Annotated in this window: 23 protein-coding genes and 1 pseudogene; 12 read left to right on the forward strand and 12 right to left on the reverse strand. The window is 71.3% G+C overall.

The window, feature by feature from the left end; translation table 11 throughout:
• Positions 1 to 14: 14 nt before the first annotated feature.
• From ABIA32_RS20800 to ABIA32_RS20810, 3 genes are all read right to left on the reverse strand, one after another.
• The gene (locus ABIA32_RS20800; RefSeq protein WP_370097422.1) at positions 15 to 1,508 is read right to left on the reverse strand and encodes an MFS transporter; all 1,494 of its coding nucleotides are present in this window, start codon (positions 1,506 to 1,508) and stop codon (positions 15 to 17) included.
• A 247-nt stretch (positions 1,509 to 1,755) separates the two neighbouring features.
• A complete protein-coding gene (locus ABIA32_RS20805; RefSeq protein ID WP_370097425.1) occupies positions 1,756 to 2,133 on the reverse strand; it encodes a DUF3037 domain-containing protein in 378 nt (125 codons plus the stop codon).
• Positions 2,130 to 2,879, reverse strand: coding sequence for a HipA family kinase (locus ABIA32_RS20810; RefSeq protein ID WP_370097427.1), 750 nt, complete (start codon positions 2,877 to 2,879; stop codon positions 2,130 to 2,132). Before ABIA32_RS20810 ends, ABIA32_RS20805 begins: the two co-directional genes overlap by 4 nt.
• A 146-nt stretch (positions 2,880 to 3,025) precedes the next feature.
• Between ABIA32_RS20810 and ABIA32_RS20815 the strand changes: the two genes are divergently transcribed.
• The 3 genes from ABIA32_RS20815 (at position 3,026) to ABIA32_RS20825 (ending at position 6,533) form a co-directional block, all read left to right on the forward strand.
• Entirely contained in the window at positions 3,026 to 4,384 is a 1,359-nt protein-coding gene (locus tag ABIA32_RS20815; RefSeq protein WP_370097430.1) for an NAD(P)/FAD-dependent oxidoreductase, read from the forward strand.
• Between the two features lie 179 nt (positions 4,385 to 4,563).
• Positions 4,564 to 6,036: a glycoside hydrolase family 47 protein gene (locus ABIA32_RS20820; protein WP_370097433.1), complete on the forward strand. Its 1,473-nt coding sequence runs from the start codon at positions 4,564 to 4,566 to the stop codon at positions 6,034 to 6,036.
• A 101-nt stretch (positions 6,037 to 6,137) separates the two neighbouring features.
• Positions 6,138 to 6,533 (forward strand): VOC family protein, encoded by a 396-nt coding sequence (locus ABIA32_RS20825; RefSeq protein ID WP_370097436.1) that lies wholly within the window; start codon positions 6,138 to 6,140, stop codon positions 6,531 to 6,533.
• Positions 6,534 to 6,556: 23 nt separating this feature from the next.
• Here the strand turns inward: ABIA32_RS20825 and ABIA32_RS20830 are convergent, their stop codons facing one another.
• The gene (locus ABIA32_RS20830) at positions 6,557 to 7,225 is read right to left on the reverse strand and encodes a hypothetical protein (RefSeq protein WP_370097439.1); all 669 of its coding nucleotides are present in this window, start codon (positions 7,223 to 7,225) and stop codon (positions 6,557 to 6,559) included.
• A gap of 132 nt (positions 7,226 to 7,357) precedes the next feature.
• Positions 7,358 to 7,849 (reverse strand): hypothetical protein, encoded by a 492-nt coding sequence (locus ABIA32_RS20835; protein WP_370097442.1) that lies wholly within the window; start codon positions 7,847 to 7,849, stop codon positions 7,358 to 7,360.
• A 316-nt stretch (positions 7,850 to 8,165) separates the two neighbouring features.
• Between ABIA32_RS20835 and pflB the strand changes: the two genes are divergently transcribed.
• The 6 genes from pflB to ABIA32_RS20865 all read left to right on the forward strand — a co-directional run bounded on the left by pflB (position 8,166) and on the right by ABIA32_RS20865 (position 17,150).
• Positions 8,166 to 10,445, forward strand: a complete 2,280-nt coding sequence (gene pflB, locus ABIA32_RS20840) for a formate C-acetyltransferase (protein WP_370097444.1) — start codon at positions 8,166 to 8,168, stop codon at positions 10,443 to 10,445.
• Positions 10,446 to 10,546: 101 nt separating this feature from the next.
• Positions 10,547 to 11,323 (forward strand): pyruvate formate-lyase-activating protein, encoded by a 777-nt coding sequence (gene pflA, locus ABIA32_RS20845; RefSeq protein WP_370097447.1) that lies wholly within the window; start codon positions 10,547 to 10,549, stop codon positions 11,321 to 11,323.
• Positions 11,324 to 11,555: 232 nt separating this feature from the next.
• Positions 11,556 to 11,693 (forward strand): hypothetical protein, encoded by a 138-nt coding sequence (locus ABIA32_RS20850; RefSeq protein ID WP_370097449.1) that lies wholly within the window; start codon positions 11,556 to 11,558, stop codon positions 11,691 to 11,693.
• A 491-nt stretch (positions 11,694 to 12,184) separates the two neighbouring features.
• Positions 12,185 to 15,184 (forward strand): glycoside hydrolase family 3 C-terminal domain-containing protein, encoded by a 3,000-nt coding sequence (locus tag ABIA32_RS20855; RefSeq protein WP_370097452.1) that lies wholly within the window; start codon positions 12,185 to 12,187, stop codon positions 15,182 to 15,184.
• Positions 15,185 to 15,433: 249 nt separating this feature from the next.
• On the forward strand, positions 15,434 to 16,369 hold the full coding sequence (locus ABIA32_RS20860; RefSeq protein ID WP_370097455.1) for a DMT family transporter: 936 nt from the start codon (positions 15,434 to 15,436) through the stop codon (positions 16,367 to 16,369).
• Between the two features lie 97 nt (positions 16,370 to 16,466).
• Positions 16,467 to 17,150, forward strand: coding sequence for a DUF4232 domain-containing protein (locus ABIA32_RS20865; protein ID WP_370097458.1), 684 nt, complete (start codon positions 16,467 to 16,469; stop codon positions 17,148 to 17,150).
• On the opposite strand, the gene ABIA32_RS20870 is transcribed toward ABIA32_RS20865, so the two are convergent.
• From ABIA32_RS20870 to ABIA32_RS20900, 7 genes are all read right to left on the reverse strand, one after another.
• Positions 17,076 to 17,297: an acyl-CoA dehydrogenase family protein gene (locus tag ABIA32_RS20870; protein WP_370097460.1), complete on the reverse strand. Its 222-nt coding sequence runs from the start codon at positions 17,295 to 17,297 to the stop codon at positions 17,076 to 17,078. The genes ABIA32_RS20865 and ABIA32_RS20870 overlap by 75 nt on opposite strands.
• 76 nt (positions 17,298 to 17,373) lie before the next feature.
• Positions 17,374 to 18,159 carry a TIGR03084 family metal-binding protein gene (locus ABIA32_RS20875; protein ID WP_370097463.1) on the reverse strand — a complete coding sequence of 262 codons (786 nt, stop codon included), beginning with the start codon at positions 18,157 to 18,159 and terminating at the stop codon, positions 17,374 to 17,376.
• Positions 18,160 to 18,271: 112 nt separating this feature from the next.
• The gene (locus ABIA32_RS20880) at positions 18,272 to 18,772 is read right to left on the reverse strand and encodes an N-acetyltransferase (RefSeq protein WP_370097466.1); all 501 of its coding nucleotides are present in this window, start codon (positions 18,770 to 18,772) and stop codon (positions 18,272 to 18,274) included.
• Between the two features lie 156 nt (positions 18,773 to 18,928).
• A complete protein-coding gene (gene glnII / locus ABIA32_RS20885; protein WP_370097468.1) occupies positions 18,929 to 19,954 on the reverse strand; it encodes a glutamine synthetase in 1,026 nt (341 codons plus the stop codon).
• 180 nt (positions 19,955 to 20,134) lie between these two features.
• On the reverse strand, positions 20,135 to 21,373 hold the full coding sequence (locus ABIA32_RS20890) for a beta-ketoacyl synthase (protein ID WP_370097470.1): 1,239 nt from the start codon (positions 21,371 to 21,373) through the stop codon (positions 20,135 to 20,137).
• Positions 21,374 to 21,571: 198 nt separating this feature from the next.
• Positions 21,572 to 22,204, reverse strand: coding sequence for a YigZ family protein (locus ABIA32_RS20895; RefSeq protein ID WP_370097472.1), 633 nt, complete (start codon positions 22,202 to 22,204; stop codon positions 21,572 to 21,574).
• Between the two features lie 67 nt (positions 22,205 to 22,271).
• Positions 22,272 to 22,613, reverse strand: coding sequence for an antibiotic biosynthesis monooxygenase (locus tag ABIA32_RS20900; protein ID WP_370097475.1), 342 nt, complete (start codon positions 22,611 to 22,613; stop codon positions 22,272 to 22,274).
• A gap of 91 nt (positions 22,614 to 22,704) precedes the next feature.
• Here ABIA32_RS20900 and ABIA32_RS20905 point away from each other — a divergent pair.
• The 3 genes and pseudogenes from ABIA32_RS20905 to ABIA32_RS20915 all read left to right on the forward strand — a co-directional run.
• A pseudogene (locus ABIA32_RS20905) lies at positions 22,705 to 23,286 on the forward strand (FAD-dependent oxidoreductase); the annotation flags it as partial.
• An 889-nt stretch (positions 23,287 to 24,175) separates the two neighbouring features.
• Entirely contained in the window at positions 24,176 to 25,270 is a 1,095-nt protein-coding gene (locus tag ABIA32_RS20910; protein ID WP_370097478.1) for a DUF5685 family protein, read from the forward strand.
• Positions 25,271 to 25,384: 114 nt separating this feature from the next.
• Positions 25,385 to 26,491 carry a pentapeptide repeat-containing protein gene (locus tag ABIA32_RS20915; RefSeq protein ID WP_370097481.1) on the forward strand — a complete coding sequence of 369 codons (1,107 nt, stop codon included), beginning with the start codon at positions 25,385 to 25,387 and terminating at the stop codon, positions 26,489 to 26,491.
• Positions 26,492 to 26,687: the final 196 nt, after the last annotated feature.

Consider the following 26,687-nt stretch of genomic DNA (forward strand, 5'->3'; position numbering starts at 1 on the left):
GGCACCGGCGGCGCTCACGCGGCCGGGACGGGCTCGGCCTCCCGCCGGCCCGGCAGCTGTCCGTCGGCCGTCGGTCCGGGCGAGACCCGGCTCAGCAACCAGGCGGCCAGCAGGCCGCCCAGCAGGACCGCGACGGCGCCAATCAGCTGGCTGCTGGTCAGGCTGTCCGCGAAGGCGGTACGCACCTGGTGCGCCGCGCCCGGACCGGCGGCGGCGAGTGCGTCCGGCAGGGAGCGCGCGGCGTCGTGCGGCAGCCGCGCCGGGAGCGAGCCGGCGAAGCCCGCCGTCAGCACCGCGCCCAGCACGGCGACGCCGAGCGAGTTTCCCAGCTCGCTGAGAGTGCCCATGAGACCGGAGCCGATACCGGCCCGCTCCGGCGGGATCGAGCTCATCACCGCGCCCGCCATGGCCGGCTGCGCGACGGCGACGCCCGCGCCCATCAGCACCAGGCCGAGGAGGATGCCGGGGTAGGAACCGCTGTGCCCGAGCACGGCGATCGCGGCCAGGCCACCCGCCAGCAGGCTGAGACCGCAGGCGATGGCGACCGGCGGAGCGAGCTTGCCGGTGAGCCGCATACCGAAGCCGGTGAGGTTGAGCAGCACGACCGTCAGCGCCATCGGCGCGGTGCGCAGACCGGCGTCGAGGGGGCCGTAGCCGAGCACGAACTGCAGGTGCTGGGTCAGCAGGAAGAGTGAGCCGCCCATCCCGAACGAGACCAGCACCGCGCCGGAGACCGCCCCACGGAAGCGGTCGTTGCGGAAGAAGCTCATGTCGAGCAGCGGGTGCGGGGTTCGCCGCTCCCAGAGCACGAAGCCGCACAGGAAGACCGCGCCGATCCCGCCCGGGACGAGGGTGCGGGCCGAGGTCCAGCCGTAGCCGGGGCCCTGGATGATCGCGTAGACGACCGCGACCAGGCCGAGGGTGGAGAGCAGCGCGCCGAGCAGGTCCGGCCGGTCCCCGCGCGGGTCCTTCGACTCCGGGACCAGCCTGGCGACGGCGAGCAGCCCCAGCAGGCAGACCGGCAGGTTGACGAGGAAGACCGAGCCCCACCAGAAGTGCGCCAGCAGCAGCCCGCCGATGACCGGACCGAGCGCGAAGCCGAGCGAGCCGACGCCCATGCAGGCGGCCATCGCCTTCGGCTGCTCCTCGGCGTCGAAGGTACGAACGATGATGGCGAGGCTGGTCGCGAGCAGCAGGCTCCCACCGACGCCCATGCCCGCGCGGGCGGCGATCAGCTCCCCCGGATTCGACGCCAGCACGGCGCCGAACGACCCGAGGCCGAAGAACCCGAGCCCGAGCAGTTGGACGAGCTTGCGCCCGTACCTGTCGGCGAAGCCGCCGGCCGCGATGAGCAGGCCCGCTTGCGCGAGCGAGTAGGCGCCGATGACCCACTGGGTCTGCGCGGTGGTCGCGCCCAGCTCCTTGGTGAGCGAGGGGACGGCGACGTTGAGGATGGTGTTGTCGAGGATGACGACGAGTTGCACCAGACAGATGACAGCGAGGATCACCCACCGATCGGGTCTCCGCGTGGCTGGCGTGACGAGCTGAGTCAAGATCCCTCCCTTATACGGCGTAGAAGACTTCTACACTGTAGAGGAGACGTTGGCGCGGCACCACGGCTTTGATTTTGAAGGGGCGCGGGGAACTGCGCGAGCAACCACCCTGTGCGGATGGCCCTGCGCGTTCGGGGGCCCACCTCGCAGGGTGGCTTGTCGCGCAGTTCCCCGCGCCCCTAGCGTGCTGCAACTGCCCGTCTCAGCGCACCAGCAGGTCGAGCAGCCGATCCGCTTCCGACGCCGGGTCGGCAGAGAGACCACAGTGGACCGGGCCCGGCTGGACGACCGTGCTGCGCGGGGCGGTAAGCCACCGAAAGCGGCGGCCGGGCTCCTCGTCCGCCGCCTGCCCCGCCGCCGCGCCGCCGCCGCAGACGCCGGCCACGGCGTCCAGCGCGGCGCGGACCGCGGCGACGTCCGCCGCCGGGTCGAGCGCCAGCAGCCGCGCAGCGTCCAAGTGGATCGCCGACCGCAGGACGCCCGCCTGGCGGCTGTAGACCAGCACGCCCGCGTTGATCTGCTCGCCGCGCTCCACCCGGGGCACGACGCGGATCAGCGCGTACTCGTAGACCAGCTTCAAGCCGCCACCCACTCCCTCGGGCCGGCGGCCCGCGCCGCCAGCTGTGCCACGTACGCGGCGCGGACCGCGGCCGGGTCGTCGAAGCCGGGCTCGTCCGACAGCCAGACGTCCGGCACCAGCGCCAGCACCTCCGCGAGCAGCCGCTCGGTCACCAGCGGGCCGAGCTCCGCGTCCGCCGTCGCGAGGTCGGGCGCGAAAGAGGCGAGGACGTGGTCGGAGGCGTCGTAGCGCTTGCGGGCCGACGCGGCCGCGCGCGGCCAGTTGTGATGGAAGATCAAACTCGCGCCGTGGTCGATCAGCCACAGATCGCCGTCCCGCATCAGCAGGTTCGGGTTGCGCCAGGAGCGGTCGACGTTACCGATCAGCGCGTCGAACCAGACCACCCGCCCCGCCGTCCCCGCGTCGACCGCGAAGGCCAACGGATCGAAGCCCAGTGCCCCGCTGAGGAAGGCCATGCCGAGGTTGGTGCCCCCGGACGCCTTGACCAGGTCCTGCACCTGCTGGTCCGGCTCGCCCACGGCGACGCGCGGGTCGACCTCCAGCCGGGCCAGCTCCGGTACCCGCAGGCCCAGCCGTCGGGCCAGCTCCCCTGCGACGACCTCCGCGACCAGCGCCTTGCGGCCCTGCGCCGCGCCGACGAACTTGGCGACCCAGAGGCCGGCCCCGTCCGCCTCGACCAGACCGGGCAGCGAGCCGCCCTCCCGAAGCGGCGTCACATAACGGTCCGCCGTCACCTCTCGCAACATGCGCCCCACCCTACCGAGCCTTACCGCGTGACCTGGACGTCCGCCCGACAGGCCCGCGCGGTGGCGGTGGTGCCGGGGGCGTGCGAGTGTGTCGAGGAGCGCAGGAGCAAGTGACCCCAGCCATGAAGAGACAAGGGATGGGCACGATGGAACGACCTCGGATCCTCGTGGTCGGCGGCGGCTTCGCCGGCGTCGAGTGCGCACGACGGCTGGAGCGGCACCTCGCCCCCAGCGAGGCGGAGATCGCCATGATCGCGCCGTTCAGCTACGAGCTCTACCTGCCGCTGCTGCCGCAGGTCGCGGCCGGGGTGCTGACGCCGCAGTCGGTCGCGGTCTCACTGCGGCGGATGCTGCGCCGGACCCGGATCATCCCGGGCGGCGCGGTCGGCATCGACGCGAAGGCGAAGATGGTGATCGCTCGCAAGATCACCGACGAGCTGGTCGCCGAACCCTACGACTACCTGGTGCTCGCACCGGGCAGCGTGACCCGCACCTTCGACATCCCCGGGCTCGCGGACCACGCCCGCGGCATGAAGACGCTGGCCGAGGCCGCCTTCGTGCGCGACCATGTGATCTCCCAGCTGGACCTCGCCGACGCCGCGACCAACCAGCAGGAGCGGATCTCGCGGCTCCAGTTCGTCGTCGTCGGCGGCGGCTACGCGGGCACCGAGACGGCCGCCTGCCTGCAGCGGGTCACCTCCTCCGCCGTGCGCCGCTACCCCAGGCTGAACCCGAACCTGATCAAGTGGCACCTGGTCGACATCGCGCCCAAGCTGATGCCCGAGCTCGGCGAGAACCTCGGCACCACCGCGATGGACCTGCTGCGCAAGCGCGGTATCGACATCTCGCTCGGCGTCTCCGTCGCCGAGGTCGGCGACGAGAGCGTCAAGCTGACCGACGGCCGGGTGATCCCCTCCCGGACGCTGATCTGGACCGCCGGCGTCGCGGCCAGCCCGCTGGTGAACACCCTCGACGCGGAGACCGTGCGCGGACGGCTCGCCGTCACCGCCGACATGCGGGTGCCGCAGTGCGAGGGCGTCTTCTCCCTCGGCGACGCGGCCGCCGTCCCGGACCTGGCGAGCGGCGACGGCGCGGTCTGCCCGCCGACCGCGCAGCACGCGCAGCGGCAGGGCAAGCAGGTGGCCGACAACGTGATCGCCTCGCTCCGCGGCAAGGAGCTCAAGCCGTATTTCCACAAGGACCTCGGCCTGGTCGTCGACCTCGGCGGCGCGGACGCGGTCTCCAAGCCGATGGGCATCGAGCTCACCGGCGTGGCCGCCCAGGGCGTGGCCAGGGGATACCACCTGATGGCACTGCGCACCAACGTCGCCAAGGTCCGGGTCATGACCAACTGGCTGCTCAACGCGACCGCCGGCGACGACTTCGTGCGCACCGGATTCCAGGCACGCCGCCCGGCGCGACTGCGGGACTTCGAGTACACGGACGCGTACCTGACCAAGGACCAGATCCGTGCGCACACTGCTTCGCTGCAGGCGAGGCAGTGAACTGACGCGGGTTCACCCTTGGGAGATTGCGCCCTGGGCGGCGGGTTGCGACCTGCGCCGTCCAGGGCGCGATCATTCTGGCATGCACATGCCAGCAATGTCACCCGTCCGCGCGCAATTGACGACGACACGATGATCCTGCCGCCGCCGGGCACGCCGCACACCTTAACTTTGCGTGCATGCTCCGCCACGCCTCGTCGCCACCGCTCCCTCACCCCTCCCGCCGTCTCGTGCTCGGCTCGGCCGCGGGCACCGCGCTGCTGACGGCCGCCGGCACCGGGGTCGCCACCGCCGCCCCCGCCACCCGCGCCGGGGCCCGCGCCGAGGCCCCGAGCGGGATGCCCCGCACGCTGCCCGCCGACGCGCACGCCGCGGCGGCCGTCCGTGCGGAGTACCTGCACAGCTGGCGCGGGTACACCGACGTGGCCTGGGGCCACGACGAGGTCCGGCCGCTGAGCGGCGGGCACAACGACTTCTTCGCCGACGGGCGGACCTTCGGGCTCTCCATCGTCGAAGCCCTGGACACCCTCTACCTGATGGGTTGCGACCACGAGCTCGCCCGCGCCCGCTCCTGGGTCGAGGCACACCTCGACCCGACCCAGGACGCCGACGTCCACGTCTTCGAGGCGGTCATCCGCCTGGTCGGCGGCCTGCTCGCGGGCTACAGGACCACGCGCAGCCAGCGACTCCTCGCCCGCGCCCGCGAGTTCGCGGACCGGCTGCTGCCGGCGTTCACCTCCTCGCCCACCGGCATCCCGTACACCCACGTCAACCTGCGCACCGGCCGGGCGCACGGCCGCGCGGTCGGGTTGGCCGAGGCGGGCACGAACATGATGGAGTTCGGGCTGCTCTCCCGGCTCCTGGGCGACGCCCGCTACTACGACGCGTCGATGCGCGCGTACCGCGCCGTGCTGGCCCGGCGCAGCTCGCTCGGACTGCTCGGCACGACCATCGACGCTGAGACCGGACGCTGGCTCGACCACACCTCGAACGCACCCAATCCGCCGGTCGACTCCTTCTACGAGTACCTGTGGGGCGGCGGCAGACTCCTCGGCGACGCGCAACTGACCCGTTGGTACCACCAGTTGACCAAGCCCGTGCTCGCACACCAGACCGACGTCCGCGGCGGCCTGACCTGGTACCACGGCGTCGACGCGGCCACCGGCGCGCGCACCGGCCCGACGCACCAGTCCGAACTGGCCTCCTTCTACGCGGGGCTGCTCGCCAAGGGCGGCGACGTGCGTCGTGGCGCGGCCTACTTCCGCTCCTGGTCGGCCGTGCTGAACCGCTACCCGGTCCTGCCGGAGAGCATCGACTACAGCACGCTGACCGCCGTCGACCCCGCCGGCCAACTGCGCCCGGAGTATGCCAACTCGGCCTTCGACCTCTGGCGGATCACCGGCGACGTCGCCTACAAGCAGGCGGCCTGGCGCTGGTTCGAGGGCCTGCGCACGCACCACAGGGTGGCCGGCGGCTACACGATCGCCACGGAGGTCGACAGCTCCTCCGTCCGGCTGGGCGACCTGACGCCTGGTTACTGGTTCGCGGAGAACCTCAAGTACCTGTGGCTGATGTTCTCCCGCACACCGCGCTTCGACTACCGCAACGGCATCCTCTCCACCGAGGGCAAGGTGCTGGCGGGCGCACGCTGAGCCCGCGCCCGCTGGGTCCGCGGTCCTGCGACCATGGACCGAGACGGGGACCGGTCCTGCGCCCGGTCCCGGCACCTGCCGCCCGCGCCTAGCGTGGCGGCATGGAGATTCCGGAGCACCACAAGCACGCCGTCATCCCGCACATCATGGTCGACGGGGCCGCCAAGGCGATCGCCTTCTACGAGGTCGCGTTCGGCGCGACGGAGTACCTGCGCCTGGAGACGGACGGCGGGCGGATCTACCACGCCGAGATCGGCATCGCGGGTTCGACGCTGATGCTCAGCGACCCGGAGCCGCCCTTCGCCGTTCCGGGCGGGGGGTGGACATCGGTCGTGCTCCACGTCTACGTGCCGGACGTGGACGCGGTGACCGCTCAGGCCGTCGCCGCCGGCGCCGAGTTGCTGACGCCGGCGGCGGACATGCCGTACGGCATACGGCAGTCGATGCTGCGCGATCCCTTCGGCCACGTCTGGATCCTGTTGACACCGCTGCCCTGACCGCTGCCCCGAGGGGGCCCGGACTACTTCAGGCCGAGCCGGGCCTCCGCCGTGGACCAGTCCGCGGCGATCGCCTGCTGCGCGGCGGAGAGCGTCACCTTGCCCCCGCAGACCGCCGTGTGCAGGCGCGTCTCGACCGCGTCCTTCGGGTTGTTGACGCCCGCTCCGGACTGGTGGCCCGGAGACGGCGGCTCGACCCAGAGGTTGCGCGGGTCGTTCGGATCGCCGCCCAGTTCCAGGCTGACCAGGTGGTCGTACTCGGCGTCGTGCAGCGAGCCGGTGTACCCGTACGAGGCGGCGTTCTTGCGCTTCTCGACGTCGGTGACCGAGGCGGGCGGGCGGATGCCTCCGGTGTAGCCGCCCTTGCGGCAGATCGTCGTGGCCAGGTCCGCCTGGGTCACCGCCGGGGAGAGCGCGCCCGGGGTGCAGGCCGGGTCGGGCAGCGGCTGGCTCGCGTCCGCGCGGTAGTGACAGCTGCCGGCCGACGGCTGGGTGGCGACGCTGTAGTGCGTCTGCGGGCCGGGCCCCTCCGCGAGCGGCGCGGCGGCGTCGCCGGCCCGCGCAGTACTCGCGCTCGAGCTCGTGGCTGACGCACGGTCACCGGAGGTCGCAGGGCTGCCGGAGGTGTGGGCGCAGCCCGCGACGGCGGCGAGCAGTAGCGCGGAGGCGAGGGCAAGGACTGGACGGCGCACGGTGGGTCCTCTGGTGTGGGGCTGTCTTGCCGGGCCAGCCTGGCAGAGCTTCCACAGCGGGCGACGGGATTCCGGTTCTGACGGCGCGTCGGCGCGCCCCGCCGCTATCCTGATCCGCCGCGGTCGGCGGGCTCAGCTCACCCCCGCGCGCGCCGAACCCTCCGGCCAGACCCTGACCACCTCGACGCCCGCCGCGCGGCTGCGCTGGACCAGGTCACCGGTCCCGCCGGGACCGGCCGGCGGCTGCCCGTCCCAGACCGCCACGACCACGTCCGCGCGGCTGAGCAGCACCTCGTTCGCCGCCTCGTACGCCTCGTGCGAGACCTGCGCGAAGTCCAGCTCCTGCACCTCCACGGCCGCGTCCACGAGGCGGTCGAAGGCGGGCGCGTGGTCGGGGCGCACCTTGTTCTGCCGGTAGTGCTGGGCGGGGAGCACGACGACCAGCTCTCCCCCGGCCTCGACCAGCTCTTCCGCGAATATCGTGTCCGCGCCCCTGGCGAGGCAGGACAGGCCCGTCAGCGGGCCCTCGGCCGCGCGCGCCGCGAGGAGCTTGCGCAGCTCCGCCCGGACCAGCTCCGCGGTCTGCTCGGTCAGATCCCTGTGCCCGGTCACCGCGAGCGTCACCACAGTCTCCCCTTCGTCGCAACCGTGGCCCGGCGTGAGCGCTTCCCTGGGCCCCTTCTCACCTATGCCCCTCGGACGAGGGCGCGATGCGGCCGTGAGACGGGCACGCGGGCGCGTGGCATCACCCGTTCGGAGCACTCCGGCGCACAGTCGGTCCACCGCTACCGGGCCACTGCCACCGGGCCGCGCGACACAGCCGCGTCGGGACCAAAGCCCTGGCAAGTGGGGACGATCGCCGCGATCGGCGCGGTGGCCCCGAGAGCAGGCTGAGTGTGTACGGGTTTACGCCTTCAGTTCTTCGGTAGGTGAGCGAGCAATGACCGTCCAGTACAGCGAGTCCACGCAGACGGGCGAGACGGGTGGGGCCTGGGAGGGCTTCCGCGGCGGCCTGTGGCGGGACGCGATCGACGTCCGAGACTTCATCCAGGCCAACTACGCCCCCTACCTGGGCGACGACTCGTTCCTGGCGGGCCCGACCGCGCGGACCACCGCGGTCTGGAAGAAGATCACCGACCTCTTCCCCGAGGAACGCCGCAAGGGCGTGCTCGACATCGACGCGACCACGCCGACCTCGATCACCGCCCACGCGCCCGGGTACATCGACAAGGACGCGGACCTGATCGTCGGCCTGCAGACCGACGCCCCGCTCAAGCGCGCGATCATGCCGAACGGCGGCTGGCGGATGGTCGCCGGTGCCCTGGAGACCTACGGCTACCCGGTCAGCGACGAGCTGGAGAAGGTCTTCACGGAGTACCGCAAGACCCACAACGCGGGCGTCTTCGACGCGTACACCCCGGAGATCCGCGCCGCCCGCAAGGCCGGCATCGTCACCGGCCTGCCCGACGCCTACGGCCGCGGCCGCATCATCGGCGACTACCGCCGCGTCGCGCTCTACGGCGTGGACCGGCTGATCGAGGTCAAGAAGAGCGAGAAGGACGAGCTCAACGCGATGCCCGCGGGCAACCGCAGCATCGACGAGACGATCCGGCTGCGCGAGGAGCTCTCCGAGCAGATCCGCGCGCTCGGGGAGCTCAAGGCGATGGCCGCGAGCTACGGCTGCGACATCTCCGGCCCGGCCACGACCGGCCGCGAGGCGATCCAGTGGCTGTACTTCGCCTACCTAGCCGCCGTGAAGGAGCAGAACGGCGCCGCCATGTCGCTGGGCCGCACCTCGACCTTCGTCGACGTCTACCTGCAGCGCGACATCGCGGCGGGCCGGATCACCGAGTCCGAGGCGCAGGAGCTGGTCGACGACTTCATCATCAAGCTGCGCATCGTCCGCTTCCTGCGCACCCCCGAGTACGACGAGCTGTTCTCCGGCGACCCGACCTGGGTCACCGAGTCCATCGCCGGCATGGGCGAGGACGGCCGCCCGCTGGTGACCAGGACCTCCTTCCGCTATCTGCAGACCCTGTACAACCTGGGCCCGGCCCCCGAGCCGAACATGACGGTCTTCTGGTCGCCGAGCCTGCCGCAGGGCTTCAAGGAGTTCTGCGCCAAGGTCTCCATCGACACGTCCTCGGTGCAGTACGAGTCGGACGAGCTGATGCGCCCGCGCTTCGGCGACGACACGGCGATCGCCTGCTGCGTCTCGGCGATGCCGGTCGGCAAGCAGATGCAGTATTTCGGCGCGCGGGTGAACGTGGCCAAGACCCTGCTCTACGCGATCAACGGCGGCCGCGACGAGAAGTCCGGCGCCCAGGTCGGCCCGGACACGGGCGCGCTGACGTCGGAGGTCCTGGACTACGACCAGGTGATGAGCAAGTTCGACGAGCAGATGGAGTGGCTCGCGGACGTCTACGTCCACGCGCTCAACGTCATCCACTACATGCACGACCGCTACGCCTACGAGCGCATCGAGATGGCGCTGCACGACCGCGACGTGCGCCGCACGATGGCCTGCGGCATCGCGGGTCTGTCGGTCGCGGCCGACTCGCTCTCCGCGATCAAGCACGCCAAGGTAAGCGTGATCCGCGACGAGACCGGCCTGGCGACGGACTACGTCGTCGAGGGCGAGTACCCCGCGTTCGGCAACAACGACGACAGCGTCGACTCGATCGCGGTGTGGCTGGTCGAGGAGTTCATGAAGAAGGTGCGCAAGCACCCGACCTACCGCGAGGCCGAGCACACCCAGTCGGTGCTGACCATCACCTCGAACGTCGTCTACGGCAAGAAGACCGGCAACACCCCGGACGGCCGCCGCGCCGGCGAGCCCTTCTCCCCGGGCGCCAACCCGATGAACGGCCGCGACACCCACGGCTACGTCGCCTCGGCGCTGTCGGTCGCGAAGCTCCCGTACGAAGAGGCCGAGGACGGCATCTCGCTGACCAACACCGTCACCCCCGACGGCCTGGGCCGCACCCCGCAGGAGCGGATCGGCAACCTGGCCGGCGTGCTGGACGGCTACATGGGCAGCAACGGCTTCCACATGAACGTCAACGTGCTCAACCGCGACACGCTCATGGACGCCATGGACCACCCGGAGAACTACCCGCAGCTGACCATCCGCGTCAGCGGATACGCGGTCAACTTCGTCCGGCTCACGCGGGAGCAGCAGCTCGACGTGCTGAACCGCACCTTCCACGGCACGCTGTGATCCACCACGGCCGACCGTGACCCCATGATCCGGCGGCGCCGGCGACACCCCGACCCGGCACCGGCGCCGCGGAACTTTCCAGGGACCAGGGAGCACCTGCCATGACCATCGCCCCGCAGACGCTCGCCGCGTCCGTGGCCCGTCGCCCCGCCAGCGGCTCGGTCCACTCCTGGGACCTGTCCACCGGCGTGGACGGACCGGGGACGCGCTTCGTCACCTTCCTGTCGGGCTGCCCGCTCAACTGCCTGTACTGCCACAACCCCGACACGAAGAAGATGCGCAACGGCAAGCGCACCTCGGCGGACGCCGTCGTCGCGGAGGCGGGCAAGTACACGACGTTCATCCGGGCCTCGGGCGGCGGCGCGACGGTCAGCGGCGGCGAGCCGCTGCTCCAGCCGGTCTTCACGGGCGAGTTGCTGCACCGTTTCAAGCACGAACTGGGCCTGCACACCGCGCTCGACACGTCCGGTTTCCTCGGCCCGCGCGCGACGGACGCGCTGCTGGCCGACGCCGACCTGGTGCTGCTGGACATCAAGTCCTGGGACCCGGCCCTGTACCGGAAGGTCACCGGCCGGCCGCTCCAGCCGACCCTGGACTTCGCCCACCGCCTGGCGGCGCTGGGCCAGAACGTATGGGTCCGCTTCGTCCTCGTCCCCGGCCTGACCGACGGCGAGGAGAACGTGGCCGGCGTAGCGAAGTTCGCCGCCTCGCTCGGCAACGTCTCCCGTGTCGACGTCCTGCCCTTCCACAAGCTCGGCGCCGCCAAGTACGAGGCCCTGGGCGAGCGCTTCGAACTCGCGGACACCCCCTCCCCCACGCCGGACCAGGTCGCGCAGGCCCGCGCGCTCTTCGAGGCCGAGGGCCTCAACGCCGTCTGAAGGAGCAGCATCGACAACCCCGACCGGATCCGCGACGAACTCCACGGCAACGGCGGCCTGGACCTGATGCTCATCGGCCTCGGCGCCGACGGCCACTTCTGCGGCAACATGCCCGTCGCGACCCGCTTCGACCAGGAGATCTACACCTACGAGATCCTGTCGACCTACCCCTGGTACGCCGACACCCTCGCTCTTCCCGGACCCCGCCGACGCCGCCACCCACGTCGTCACCATGGGCGCCGCCCTGCTCAACAAGGTTCGCCGTCTCGTCCTCATCGCGAGCGGTACGGCCAAAGCCGATGCCCTCGCCGCCATGACGACCCGTGACATCAGCACCGACTTCCCCGCCACCAGCCCGTCAATGGGTTGAAGGCACTCTGCTGTGAAGCAGTGAGAGGTCCGCCCCAGGACCGGCCTCGGCCGACGCCGTGCTGCGTCGCCTCACGATGCTCATGACCTGGACCTTTGCCCGCTCCCCCTCGCGGTGCACCTGTTCAATTTTCGAACTAAACCTTGACGTGCATGCTTCACCCGTCGAGACTCGCCCTGCAGATCCCTCTCACGCAAACGCACCGCCAGTTCTGCTACCACCCGTAGCAAGCTGGCAACTTGGCGTACCAACAGGCGTCATCACCGCACGCGTCATTGGAGGTCTTTGTGTATAAGTCTCGAAGTCAGGCGAGACGACGAACACCCCTGCTCGCCGCCCTTGCCCTGGTCACCGGAGGTGCGGGAGTGCTGGGCGCGGGAGCTGTCCCCGCACATGCCGCCGCTTCGGCCGCGACGGGCGTTGCCGGCGCATGTCCCTGGGTGCATTCCAGCGCGCCGATCCCCCAGCGGGTCAGCCAGGTACTGGCGAGGATGACCACGCCCCAGAAGGTCGCGCTGGCCACGGGATCGGGCGGCTCCAGCTATGTCGGCTTCACCCAGGCCCTCGGCTCGCTCTGCATACCGGCCCTCAACCTGGAAGACGGACCGGCCGGAGTCGGCGATGGCCTGAACAACGTCACCCAACTGCCCGCCCCCGTCGGCGTCGCCTCGACCTGGGACACCGCGGCCGAGCAGTCCTACGGTCGGGTCATCGGTGCCGAGCAGGCCGCCAAGGGCACGACGATCGACCTGGGGCCGACCATCAACATCGTCCGCGATCCGCGCTGGGGACGAGCCTTCGAATCGGTCGGCGAGGATCCCTACCTCAACGGTCAGATGGGCGCCGCCGACATCCGCGGCGTGCAGTCCACCGGTGTGATGGCGCAGGTCAAACACCTGGCCGCGTACAACCAGGAGACCTATCGCAACACCACGGCCGACAACGTGTCCGTCAGCGACCGCACACTGCAGGAGATCTACCTGCCCGCGTTCCAGGACGCGGTGCAGCAGGGCGCGGCCTCCTCGGTGATGTGCTCCTACAGCGTCGTCAACGGCGCCTTCGCCTGCGAGAACCCGTACCTGATGAACACGGTGCTGCGCGGGCAGTTCGGGTTCCAGGGCTTTGTGACCTCGGACTGGGGAGCCACCCACTCCACGGCGGCCTCGGCGAACGCCGGCCTGGACCAGGACATGCCGGGTGGCGACGGGTTCTACGGCACCGGCCTGCAGAGCGCCGTCGCGGGCGGCTCCGTCGGCCAGGCCACGCTGGACACGATGACGTCCCGCGTCCTGACCCAGATGTTCGCGTTCGGCCTGTTCGACAAGGCCCCGACCGGCTCGCCGGCGCAGACCGCCACCGGTGCGGCCGACCAGAGCGTCGGCACGAGCCTGGCCCAGGAGGGCACGGTCCTGCTGAAGAACGGCGGCAATGTGCTTCCATTGGGCGCCTCCACTCAGTCGATCGCGGTGATCGGCGCCGACGCCTCGACCTCCGCGCAGACCGCGGGCGGTGGCAGCACGTCGGTGAACTCCAGCGGCACGATCACCCCGCTCCAGGGGATCACCTCACGGGCCGGGAACAGCGGGATCACCGTCAAGTACGACGACGGCTCGTCCACCACCTCGGCCGCCTCGCTCGCCTCCTCCTCCAGCGTGGCCGTGGTATTCGCCGGCAACGGGGAGTCCGAGGGCGGCGACCTCGGCGGCATCGACCTGTCCAGCTCTCAGAACGCGCTGATCGCCGCGGTTGCCGCGGCCAACCCCAACACCGTCGTGGTCCTCAACACCGGCTCCGCGGTCACCATGCCCTGGGTCGACTCGGTCAAGGGCATCGTGGAGGCGTGGTACCCGGGTCAGAGCGACGGCACCGCCATCGCGTCGGTCCTGTTCGGCGACACCAACCCCTCCGGCCACCTTCCGGTGACCTTCCCCAAGTCGCTCAGTGACGTCCCGGCGAACACCGCAGCGCAGTGGCCGGGCACCAACGGCACCGTGCAGTACTCCGAGGGCGTCGACGTCGGGTACCGCCACTACGAGGCCAACAACATCACGCCGTTGTTCCCCTTCGGCTACGGCCTGTCGTACACCAGCTTCGCCTTCAGCAACCTGACGGTCGGCACCCTGCCCCGGGGCGGTGCGACCACCGTCACCGCGACGGTCACCAACACCGGCTCGCGGGCCGGCGCCGATGTGGCGCAGCTCTACGTCGCTCAGCCGTCCTCGGTCGGCGAACCCCCCAGGCAGCTGCAGGGGTTCGCCCGGGTCGACCTGCAGCCGGGGCAGAGCAAGCCCGTCGCCTTCCAGCTGACCCAGCGCAGTCTGCAGCACTACGACGCCACGTCCGCCGGCTGGACCACCACCCCCGGCAGCTACGGCATCCTGGTCGGCGACTCCTCGGCGAACCTCCCGCTGACCGGGACCCTGCCGGTCACCCCCGCGCAGTTGGGCCGGCCGTTGACCGTCACCAACCCCGGTGCCCAGGAGGGGCTGAGCGGCTCCCCGGTTTCCGTGCAGGTGTCGGCGAACGACACCACCGGCGGCCAGACCCCCGCATTCACCGCCACCGGGCTCCCGGCCGGCACCTCGATCTCCTCGGCCGGACTGATCACCGGAACGCCGACAACGTCGGGCACCAGCACGGTGACCGTCACCGCGAAGGACGCCGCCGGAGCGCTGGCCACGACCACGTTCGTGTGGACCGTTGTCCCCGCGGACTCCGCTGTGGCGACGCCCCTGGTCGGCTTCGGCGGGAAGTGCCTCGACCTCGCCGCGGACGACAACACCGACGGCCACAAGGTGGAGATCTACTCCTGCAACGGTACGAACGGCCAAGAGTGGTCCGAGCAGTCCGACGGCACGGTACGCGCCGCCGGGAAGTGTCTGGACGTGACGGGCGCAGGCACCGCGGACGGCACCCCGGTGCAGATCTACACCTGCAACGGCTCCACTGCCCAGGTATGGCAGCCCCAGGCCAACGGCGCCCTGCTCAACCCCGCCTCCGGCAAGTGCCTCCAGGACCCGAACTCCTCGACGGCGGACGGCACGCAGTTGACGATCGGCTCGTGTACCGGCGCCGCCGACCAGTCCTGGGTCTCACCGGCGAGCAGCGGCGGTACGGGCCCGATCGCGGGCGTCGGAAGCGGCCGATGCGTCGACATCCCCGGGGCGAACAACACCGATTCCACGCCGCTGCAGCTCTACGACTGCAACGGCACCGCGGCCCAGTCCTGGTCCCAGCCCGGTGACGGCACCATCAGGGCTCTGGGCAAGTGCATGGACGTTCGCGGAGCCTCCAGCGCCGACCTCACCCCGGTACAGATCTACACCTGCAACGGCACCGCCGCACAGCAGTGGACCTACGACGCGGCCACCCGCGAATTGAAGGCCCTCGGCAAGTGCCTCGACGCAAGCGGATCGGGCACTGGCAACGGCACCCAGCTGCTCCTCTACACCTGCCACGGCGGCACGAACCAGCAATGGCAACTCCCCTGAGCTGACGCCGAGAACGAGCCACACGGCCCTGGCCGGCCCGGTATCCCACCGGACCGGCCAGGGCCAGGCAGTAGGGTGCTTGCCATGACGCCGTACTCCTGCGCAGTCCTGCCTCCGCCCGCCCGCTAGCGGGCGGCCCCACCGGATCCACTCCCCCTCCGGACGTTCGTCTCTGACGCCGTCGGAGCGGTGACCGCTGCCCGCGTGCCGACTTCACACGCCGTCAGCGACCACCGACCGGAGTCGTCCATGTCATCCCTGCGGGCCGCGTCCGTACGCCCTCTCCTCTGCATCTCCCTCTCCGCCACCTCCTGGGGCAGCGCCGGCGCTGCCGCCGCGCTGCTCTACCGCAGCAGCGGCCTCAGCCCGATCGCCGTCTCGTGCTGGCGCTTCGCCATCGGCGGCGCGTTGCTGCTCGTCGGCCGCGCCTTCATGGCACGCACCGACGCCGCCACCGCCGACGGCGGGCGCGCCCGCCCGCTCGCGCTCGTGGCGACCGGCCTGCTCATGGCCATGTTCCAGACCTGCTACCTGGCCGCCGTCTCCCTGGCCGGGCTCGCGCTCGGGACGGCGGTCTCGGTCGGCGCCGGACCGGTCTTCACCGCGCTCGGCGCGCGGCTGGTCTTCGGCCAGCGGATCGACCGTCGCGCCGAGTTGACCGTCCTGGCCGCCGTTCTCGGGCTCTCGCTGCTGGTCTTCGGCGGCGACACCGGGGCCGGCGGCTCCGCACCGGTCTGGGGATTCCTCTGTGCGCTCGGCAGCGCCGCAGGTTCGGCCGCCATCAACCTGCTCACCCAGTCCGAGGCCCGACGCGGTCGGGCCGGCCGCCCCTACGATCGCGCGCTGGCGGGCTCCGCTGTCGCGGTTGCCTGCCTCCTCCTCACTGCTGCTCCGGTCACGACCCTGCTGCCGACACCTACGCACCTCGCCACCTCGGCAGCGCTGATCGTCTACCTGGGCGCCGTTCCTACCGCTCTCGCTTACGCGCTCTTCTTCTCGGCGATGGCCCACGTCCGGGCCACCACAGTCTCGGTGGTCCTGATGCTCGAGCCCCTGGCCGCTCTTCTGCTGGGCACGACCCTTCTCGGCGAGCGCCTCACCCCGGCGAGTGCGGTCGGGGCAGCCGCGCTGCTCGGCGTGGTGCTGCTGTCGGCGAGGGAGTCGAGCGGGGAGCCGGCAGACTGACCGGGCAGCGCGACCGACACAGAGCGGTGGCCGCCTCGGAACACGTTCGTGACGCCAGGACAGGAACCCCGGGGCCCGGGCGTCCGTCTCCAGGGACATGACCAGACACACAGCCTTCGGGCTTCTCGCGGCGTCCGCCCTCTGTCTCGCTCTCAGCTCCTGCACCAGCTCTGGGGGCAGCGGCACGTCCGGTACCCCCAGCGGCCCCGGCACCCCGGCTGCGAGCACCACCAGCGGCACCGCCGCCACCCCCTCCGGCAGCGGGACCAGCGGGAGTACCGGGAGTACTGGGAGCAGCGGCGGCGCCACCCCGACCGTCACCACCGCGGCCGGACCGCCGCCCTGCACCGGCTCGCAGATCACCGTCGGCGTCGGCCAGAGCGAGGGCGCGGCCGGCCACCTGGTCGTCGTACTGTCGTTCACCAACTACACCGACCACGCCTGCACCCTCTACGGGTACCCCGGCGTGGCCGGGCTCGACTCCTCGGACAACCAGATCGCCCAGGCCCGGCGCACGCTGCGCGGGATGATGGGCGGCGCGGCCCCCGGCGCGACGGAGCCGGCCACCGTGGTCGTCGCGGCCCACTCGGCGGTGTCGGCACGCGTCGAGGCGACCGACGTGCCGCAGGGCGGCGCCACCAGCTGCCCGACCTACGCCGGCCTGCTCGTCACGCCGCCCGGAACCCGCGCCTCCACCCGGATCGTCTCAGTTCAGCTCCCGGGCTGCAGCGGTCTCGAGGTGCACCCGATCGTCCCGGGAACCACCGGCAACGTGCAGTGACCCGCGCCAACGGCTGCCAGGCTCAACCCGTGGAGCCTCAGCCTGTACAGCGGCCAGCAGGTCGCCACCACCGCCGCCGGCGCTCGCCGGGAAGGAGACGCCGGGCAGCCCGAGCGCCCCGGCCTGGCGGTGTAGCTCCCTGGGCAACTCCCCGACACGAACCGCCGTACGGTGGCCCGCAGTTCGGTGGCTTCGGCCGACTCCGTTCCGGCCGGCATGCCGATCACCCCGCGGCCCCCCTGCGTCCCGCGCCGGGAGGGCCCGCGAAGGCCTGGGCGATCCGCAGCCACGCGGCCGCGTCCTCGCCGACCGCCACCAGGTCCGCGGCGTCGGGATCGAATCGCTGGGTGACGACCAGGCAGAAGTCCAGCGCGCTGCCGGTCACTCGCTGCTCCGCGTCGGGCGGCCCGAAGGCCCAGATCTCGCCGTCCGGAGCCCGCAGCTCCACCCGGAACTCGGCGGCGGGCGGCGCCATCCGGTGCACGGCGAAGGCGAAGTCCCTGGTCCGGACGCCGAGTCGGGCGATGTGGCGCAGTCGCGCCGTGGGCGCGGGCCGCAGGCCGAGCGCCTCGTGGACGTCCTGGGCGTGGGCCCAGGTCTCCATCAGCCGTGCGGTCGCCATCGACGCCGCGCTCATCGGCGGCCCGTACCACGGGAATCGGGCCCCCGCCGCCGCACCCGCGAGCGCCTCGGCGAGGGCCGCGCGGCCGTCGCGCCACTCGGCGAGCAGTTGCCCGCGCGGCTTCCGCGCCTCTTCGACTGCGGCCGTGTCGACGTAGGCATCGCCGCCGTCCAGCGCGCGGCGCAGCTCGTCCGCGAAGGCGTCGGGCGTGCGCACGGAGATCAGCGCCTTGGCGTCGGTCCACGCGAGGTGTCCGATCTGGTGGGCGATGGTCCAGCCAGGTGCGGGTGTCGCGGCGGACCAGTCGGTCTCCGGCCGCGCCACCACCTCGTCCAGCGACTGGCTCTCGTCGTGCAGGTCCTTCAGAGCCGGTCCGGGATCCGCCACGGTGCTCGCCCTCCTCGTCCTCCTCGTGCGCTCGGCGAGGCAAGAATGACATCGCGCCGCAAACCAATCAATGGCGCTTGATTGTTTTGCGGCGCGGTCCGGACCGACTCGATCAGGAGGAGTGGTCGGGCAGGGCGAGCCAGTCCTGCCAGGAGAGGTCGCGCCCGATGAAACGCGGCTGCCGGAACGGCCAGTCGGCGGCGATCCACGCCGGCACCAGCGCGTCCAGCGCCTTCTCCACCTCGCCGCCGACCCGCTCGTCGACCACCCACCAGGAGATCTCACCGTCCGCGCCGGTCTTCTCGGGCGGGTCGATGTAGACGCAGCCGAGGAGTGCCGTCTCCTCCGCGTCGAACAGCGCGTAGTTGAAGGACTGGTGCGCGGCTATCTCCTTCTCATGGCGCAACAGGTCGACGCGGTCCGCCTCGTAGCTCATGGTGGCGGCGGGCCAGCCCCAGGCCGGGCCGAAGATGGTCCAGAGCCGCTCGCGGGAACCCATCACGGCGGGATAGTCGAGTGGGGTGTCGGCCTCCCGGATCGGCCGTAGGTGGTAGGCGCCGTCGAGCAGCGGGACAAGGATCGGATGGACGTAGTCGTCAGGTAGCCAGGCCATGGGGCCCGACGGTATCCCAACGCCCTGCCGGTAGCCTCCCAATTTCGGCTGCCGCGCTCGCTTCTGACGCCGCCGACCCGCTCGCGGGTGCCCCGGGAACGCCGCAGCGCCCTCCGGTACGGGAACCGGAGGGCGCTGCGAGAGCTTGCGCGGGGATCAGACCTGGCCGGCCTTCTCCAGAGCGGAGCAGCAGGTGTTCACCAGCAGGCGGGTGACGACGTAGGGGTCGACGTTCGCGTTCGGGCGACGGTCCTCGATGTAGCCCTTCTTGTCCACCTCGACCTGCCACGGGATGCGGACCGAAGCGCCGCGGTTGGAGACGCCGTAGCTGTAGACGTTCCAGGGGGCCGTCTCGTGCTTGCCGGTGAGGCGCTCCTCGACACCGGTGCCGTACTGGGTCACGTGCTCCATCACGATGTCCTGGCTGGCGCCGAGGGACTCGCAGGCGGTGATGATGGCGTCGTAGCCCTCACGCATGGCCTTGGTGGAGAAGTTGGTGTGCGCGCCCGCGCCGTTCCAGTCGCCCTTGGCCGGCTTGGCGTCCAGGGAGACGACGACGTTGTAGTCCTCAGCGATGCGGTGCAGCAGCCAACGGGCCACCCACATGTGGTCGGAGACCTCGAGCGGGCCGACCGGGCCGATCTGGAACTCCCACTGGCCGGGCATGACCTCGGCGTTGATGCCGCAGATGGCCAGACCGGCCTCGATGCAGGCGTCCAGGTGCTTCTCGACGATCTCGCGACCGACGACCTTGCCCGCGCCGACGCCGCAGTAGTACGGGCCCTGCGGGGCCGGGAAGCCGTTCTCCGGGAAGCCGAGCGGACGGCCGTCCTCGGTGAGGAAGGTGTACTCCTGCTCGATACCGAAGATCGACTCCTGCGCCGCGAACTGCTCGGCGATCGGCGAGAGCAGACCACGGTTGTTGGTCTCGTGACGGGTGCCGTCGATGTTCAGCACCTCGCACATCACCAGCACGTTGTCGCCGCCGCGGATCGGGTCCGGGCAGGAGAAGACCGGCTTGAGCACGCGGTCCGACGCGTGGCCCTCGGCCTGGTTGGTGCTGGAACCGTCGAAGCCCCAGATCGGCAGCTCGGCGCCGTCGGCCAGAACGCGCGTCTTGGAACGCAGCTGGGCGGTGGGCTCGGTGCCGTCGATCCAGATGTACTCAGCCTTGTAGCTCACGGGCGCGTCCTCGCAGGTGAAACGGGCGGTGGGGTGGGAACGATGCTGTGGCGCTCGGCGTCGCTCCGCTTCACTGGGGAGTTACGGCCTGCTGCTCGGGTAGGAGACTCACAGGACGCAATTTCCCGACTGTTGCCCGTTTGTGAACAGCACGTTAACCGGGCGTCGGAGTGTCGCAGTTCACACCTTCGTGAGCACCAGACTCACGTTGTGACCGCCGAAACCGTACGAATTCGCCAGTCCGGCGATCCACTCGCCGTCCCTGGGCGCGCCGGTGACCAGGTCGAGCTTCACTCCAGGGTCGGGGTTGTCGAGGTTGCGGATGGCGGGAACCCGCCCTTCGTGCAGCGCCAGCGCCACGACGAGCGCACCCAGCGCGCCCGAGGCGCCGAGGAGGTGTCCGGTCATCGATTTCGTCGCCGTCACGACCGGGTGGCGGCCTACCGTGTCGGCGATCACCTGGGCCTCGACGATGTCGCCGGCCGGGGTGGAGGTGGCATGGGCGTGGACCAGGCCGATGTCGAGCGGGCCCAGCCCGGCGTCGGCGAGCGCCGCGCGAATCGCGCGCTGCTGACCGTCGGCGTCGGAGGCGGTGATGTGCTCGGCGCTGGAGGTGATGCCCGCGCCCGCGACGTGGGCGTACACCCGTGCCCCGCGCACCCTCGCCCGGTCCGCGCGCTCCAGCACCACCACGGCCGCGCCCTCACCGAGCACGAAGCCGTCCCGTTCCGCGTCGAAGGGACGCGAGGCGCGCTCGGGCTCGTCGTTCCGCTTGGACAGCGCGGTCATCTGGGCGAACCCGGCCATCGGCAGCGGCGCGATGCAGGCCTCCGTCCCGCCCGCGACGACGACGTCCGCGCGGCCGAGCCGGATCAGGTCCAGGCCCATGGCGATCGCCTCCGCGCCCGAACAGCAGGCGCTCACGGGAGTCCGCGCTCCGCCACGCGCGCCGAGATCGATGCTGACCCAGGCTGCCGGGCCGTTGGGCATCAGCATCGGAATGGCGAACGGCGAAACCTTGCGCGCCCCGGACTGCTCCAGTACGTCGTCCTGGGTCAGCAGCGAGACCGCGCCGCCGGTGCCCGTGCCGATGACGACCGCCAGGCGCTCGGGGTCGACCGCGGGTGCGCCCGCGTCGGCCCACGCCTCGCGGGCCGTCACCAGCGCGAGCTGCTCGCAGCGGTCCAGCTTCCGCGCCTCCACGCGCGGCAGCACGTCCGCCGGGTCCACCGCGACCCGGGCGGCGATCCGCACCGGCAGCCCCCTGGCCCAGTCGTCGTCGAGCACCCCGACGCCCGACTCCCCGGCGAGCATCGCCGCCCAGGTGGACGCGACGTCCCCGCCGAGCGGCGTGCCGGCCCCCATCCCGGTGATCGCGACCTCGGTCCCGACCAGAAATCCGTCTGCCTGCCGTGCCATCGGCGTACTCCCCTGTGTCGTACGGGCCACCCGGGCCCGTTCGTAGGAAGCGCACGAGACGGTCCATGCGTGGAACGAACCGTCCGTGCGCGCTCAAGCCCAGCCTGGCACGGGTGAGAGGGAGGATCGGCTCACGGGATCACAGCGAGTCGCCGGGGTAATTCTTGTGGGGATCGCACAATCGATCACCACGGTCCGTCAGATCACGGGGACGTCGATCCGGGTCGTCCCAGTGCGCTCGGCCAGGGCCTCGCCGCCGGTCGCCTCCGCGAGCCAGGCCTCGAACCCGGCCACGGACTCCTCCGGCACGCCCACTTCCAGCACGACGCCCACCGCGTCGTAGACGACGTCGCGCACCACATAACCGGCCGCCCGCAGCTCGTTCTCCAGGCGTCCCGCCCGGACATGGTCCGTCGTCACCGACAGCAGCGCGACCGGTCGCCGCTCGACCAGGCCGACCTCGTCCAGCGCCGCCGCGACCGCTCCCCCGTACGCGCGCACCAGGCCGCCGGCGCCCAGCAGCACGCCGCCGAAGTACCGCGTCACCACGGCGACGGTGTCGGTGAGGCCGCGCCGGCGCAGCACCTCCAGCATGGGTGCGCCGGCCGTCCCGGCCGGTTCGGCGTCGTCGTTCGACCGCTCGCGTCGCGGGTCGTCCCCGACGACGAAGGCAGTGCAGTTGTGCCGCGCGTCCCAGTACCGCTTACGGGTAGCCGCGATGAAGGACTGCGCCGCCGCCTCGTCCTCGACCCGGGCCACGTGGCAGATGAACCGCGACTTCTTGACCTCGATCTCATGGACGCCCGGTCCGGCCACGGTCAGATAGGGCACGAACGGGCCTCCACGGTCTACGGCGGTGCTGAGCTGCGGTCCGCTGAGCTGCGACTACCCGGCCAGGTTACTCGTCGCGGTCCCAGCCGTAGGCGCGCTCGACCTTGGCCACGTGCACGGAGTACGCCTCGTACCAGGCCTTGCGCCCCATGTTCCTGGCCTCGGTGTGCTCGGCGTTGCGCCGCCACGCCACGACGTTCTCCTCGGTGTCGAAGTAGGCCACCGTGATCCCGAAGCCGTCCGCGCCGCGCACGGAGTCGGCGCCCAGGTAGCCCGGCTGGCCCTCGACGAGCTCGGCCATCTGCTCCGACATCTCGCCGTAGCCGTTGTCGCCTTCGGTCCGGAGCGAAGTGAACACGACGGCGTAATACGGCGGTTGCGGTATGCGGGCGGGGCGATGGGCAGTCATCGGGATTCCTCTGCTCACTCGGCTGACCTGGCGCATGATCATTGTGACAGGCAGCCGCAAGTCTCGTTCCAGGATGGGTAGCCTCAGCCACATGACGTTCGAGCGCTCATCGGGGTCGGCGAGGTCAGTCGGGTCAGCAGCGGTGGAACCAGCGGCCGTTGGGTCCGGCCGGGCGGTGGTGATCGGCGGCGGGGTCGCCGGGCTGCTCGCGGCTTGGGCGCTGCGCGAGCACGCGCAGGAGGTCGTCGTCGTGGAACGCGACCGCTATCCCGACGGACCCGCCTTTCGCGCGGGCGTGCCGCAAGGACGCCACGCCCACCTGTTGCTCGAGGGCGGCCACCGCGTGCTCGACGAACTCATGCCCGGCATCCGCGCCGAGCTGCTGGAGTCCGGGGCGACGCGTGTGCTCGTGCCGAACGGACTGCGCTGGCTCAGTTCGGCGGGCTGGATGAGCGAGTACGAGTCCGACGCCGGCTTCCTGTCCTGCACCCGGCCGCTCCTCGACGACGCCGTGCTGCGCCGCGTCCGCTCGGAGCCGCGCATCACGCTGCTCGAAGGCACTGCCGTCGTCGGCTTGTCGGGCACCGCCGGGAGCCTGTCCGGGGTCCGCGTACGTCCGCACGGCCAACGCGACGCGCAGCTGAGCGAACTCTCCGCCGACATGGTCGTCGACGCCTCCGGTCGCACCTCGTCGCTCCCCGAGTGGCTGACCGAGCTCGGGTGCCCGCTCCCTCCGGAGGAACGCGTCGACGCCGGAGTCGCCTACGCCACGCGCCTCTACCGCCGCCGACCGGACGTGGACCTCAACTACTCCGGCCTCTACCTGCAGACCAAGGCCCCCGACGCGCCGCGCCTCGGCGTCCTGCTGCCCGTCGAGGACGACCGCTGGATCGTCAGCGTCGGCGGCATGCGCGGCGCGGAGCCCGAACCCGGCGACGCCGGCTTTGAGAAGCAGCTCGGCCTGCTCCGCGACCCGAGCCTGCGCGACCTCCTCGCGGGCGCGGAACCGCTGACCTCCGCGCGTGGCTTCCGCCCGGGTCCAGGCGTCCGCCGCCGCTACGACAAGCGCGCCCCACAGGGCCTGGTCGTCGTGGGCGACGCGGGCTGCACTTTCAACCCGGTCTACGGTCAAGGCATCACCGTCGCCGTGCACGCTGCCCGCGCCCTGCGCGACACCGTCGCCCGGCACGGCGGAATCGGCCACGAGGCCTCCCGCGTCGCCCGTCGGGCCATCGCCGCGATCACGAAGGACGCGTGGGTCATGTCGTCCAGCGAGGACGTGCGGTTCCCGACCACGGTGGGCGGCCCTTCCTCCGGCCTGACCGGTGTGCTTGTCGGACTGCAGCACCGCTATCTTGATCGCGTCCTGGCGCGGGCAACCGTCGACCCGGCAGTGTCCGTCGCCTTCAGTGAGGTCATGCAGTTGGTGACACCGCCGACGGCACTGTTCCGGCCGTCGATCGTCTGGTCCGTGCTGCGCGGCACGGGGGGAGGACCACCACGTGTTCGGGATCATTCGTCCATGCCGGCACCGGCTGAGCGAACGCCTGCGCGAGAGCTGGATGGCGCACCTGTGCGGGCTCTGCCTGGCGCTACGGGACTCGCACGGCCAGCTGGCGAGGACGGCGACGAACTACGACGGCCTGATCGTCTCGGTCCTGGTCGAGGCACAGAGCCCGGCGACGCCGACTGACCGCCGCACCGCCGGTCCCTGTCCTCTGCGCGGCCTGCGCACCGCACCGGTCGCCCAGGGCGAAGGTGCCCGCCTCGCCGCCGCGGTCTCGCTAGCCCTCGCCTCGGCGAAGATGCGCGACCACGTCGACGACCGCGACGGGCTTTTCGCGCGCCGCCCGGTCGCCGTGGCCGCGGGTGGCGTGGCCGACCGCTGGCGGCGCCAGAGCCAGTCAGCAGGCGAGTCGCTGGGGTTCGACGCGGCGCGGCTGTTCGACAGCCTCGAGCGCCAGGTCGTTCTGGAGGCCGCCGCCTCGATCGGCAGCTCGGTGCTGCTGGTGACCGCCCCGACGGAGGAGGCGACGGCGCTCGCCGTGGAGCACACCGCCGTCCTCGTCGGCCGGCCCGACAACCGCCCTGCCCTGCGCGAGCTCGGCCGCTACTTCGGCCGACTCGCCCACCTCCTCGACGCCGTGGAGGACCTGGCAGAGGATCAGGCGTCGAGCGCCTGGAACCCGCTCGCGGCAACGGGCACCTCCCTGGAGGAGGCCGAACGCCTGTGCCGCGACGCGGTCCACGGCATCCGCCTGGCCCTGGCCGAGGTCGAACTCCGCGACAGCACCTTGGTGCACCGCCTCCTCGTCCACGAGACGGACGCGGCCGTCCGCCGAACCTTCGGCCACGCCCGCGCCGGCTACACCCCACCGCCGATGGCGCCGAACCCCTTCGGCACCAGTCCCGACCCCCTGGCTCCGCCCGCCCGCCGCCACGGCCCCCTCGCCGCATGCGGCCTCTGGGCCCTGCTCTGCTGCACCTGCCAGGCCTGCTGCCGCGAGGACTACGAGAACCCGTGCACCGGCCGGAGGGTGCACGGCCCGTGCAGCGACCCGGACTGCGGCGACTGTTGCGACGGGTGTGACGGCTGCGACTGCGACTGTGACGGCTGCGGGGATTGTTGCGCCTGCTGCGACTGCTGTAACTGCTAGTGCTCTGACCACATAAGTTCACCGGGTCCAGTTTTGCCCTAGGATCCGGTGGCTATGGGGGGACATGTTCGTGGCCGTCAGCGGCCGAGTCGGGCCGTTGCTGTGGTCTCGGTCGTGGTGGCCGGTCTGGCCGTGCTGTCGGCTGCGTTCCTGGTGCTTCCAGGACTGATCGTTGACCACGACCTCGCCGGTGCCCAGCTCGCCGCCGCAGATCGGTTGAATGCCGTGAACAACGTGCGCACCACGCTGCTTCAAGCGATTGGTGGCGCGGTCGTTCTGTTCGGCGCCTATGCCACCTGGCGGCAGCTGCGCGTCAGCCAGGACGGGCTGAACGCCACCCGGGAGGGCCAAGTCACCGACCGCTTCAGCCGGGCCGTGGAACAGCTGGGCAGCGAGAAGCTTGACGTACGGATCGGAGGCATCTACGCACTGTGGCGGATTGCCGACCACTCCGTCCGTGACTACGAGGCAGTCGTCTCGATCATGGCGGCATACCTGCGGACGCACCTGCCCTGGCCGCCGCGGGAGTCGGGAGCCCCGGCGGCGGACGCATCCATCAACTCGGTGCGCCCGCTGGAGACCCGCGCCGCGGACGCTCAAGTGGCGCTCACCTGCCTCGGGGTCCTCGGCCAGGAACGTCCCGCGGGTTGGCTCAACGTCAGCTACACCGACCTGCGCCGGGCCGACTGCGACGGACTGTGGCTGAATGGGGTCAACCTTGACGGCACGTGCCTGGAAGCGGCAAGCGTGTACCAGGTCAACCTGCGCGGGGCCTCGCTGATCACGGCCAATTTGCGGCACGCCGAACTCGGGACCTCGATTCTTCACCAGGCCCGCTTGACCGAAGCCGATCTGCGCGGCGCACGCCTGCTCAAGGCCGACCTGCGCGAAGCGAACTTCTCCGGCGCTGACCTTCGGGAGGCGAATTTGCGCAAAGCCCGCGCCGCAGGAGCCGTGTTCGTCCGCGCGGACCTGCGCCTGGCCGACCTCCGAGGCTGCGATCTCAGCGACACCGACCTACGGCAAGCGAAACTGGAAAGCGCACTGGCGAGCGACCTCACCACCTGGCCAGCCGGCTTCGATATCGAGGCGGCGGGCGTTGTCGTCGCCGAGGACCCGGGCACTGAACCGGACGTCCTGCTGCCGGCCGCCGCGATCATGATCCCGGCCCCGGCTCTGCAGTCGGACCTGACACCTGATCCGACAGCCTCATCGGATTGAGTGGTTAGGCCGCGGAAGCCAGAGGTCGTCCGCGCCAACGGAGGCCCTTCTCGCTGCGGATGCGGGCGTGCCCATAACGCAGTGAAGCCCCCTGACCGATGGTCAGGGGGCTTCACTGGAAAGGTTGTTCGGCGGTGTCCTACTCTCCCACAGGGTCCCCCCTGCAGTACCATCGGCGCTGTGAGGCTTAGCTTCC

The organism is Streptacidiphilus sp. MAP12-20 (assembly GCF_041262525.1).
GTDB lineage: Bacteria > Actinomycetota > Actinomycetes > Streptomycetales > Streptomycetaceae > Streptacidiphilus.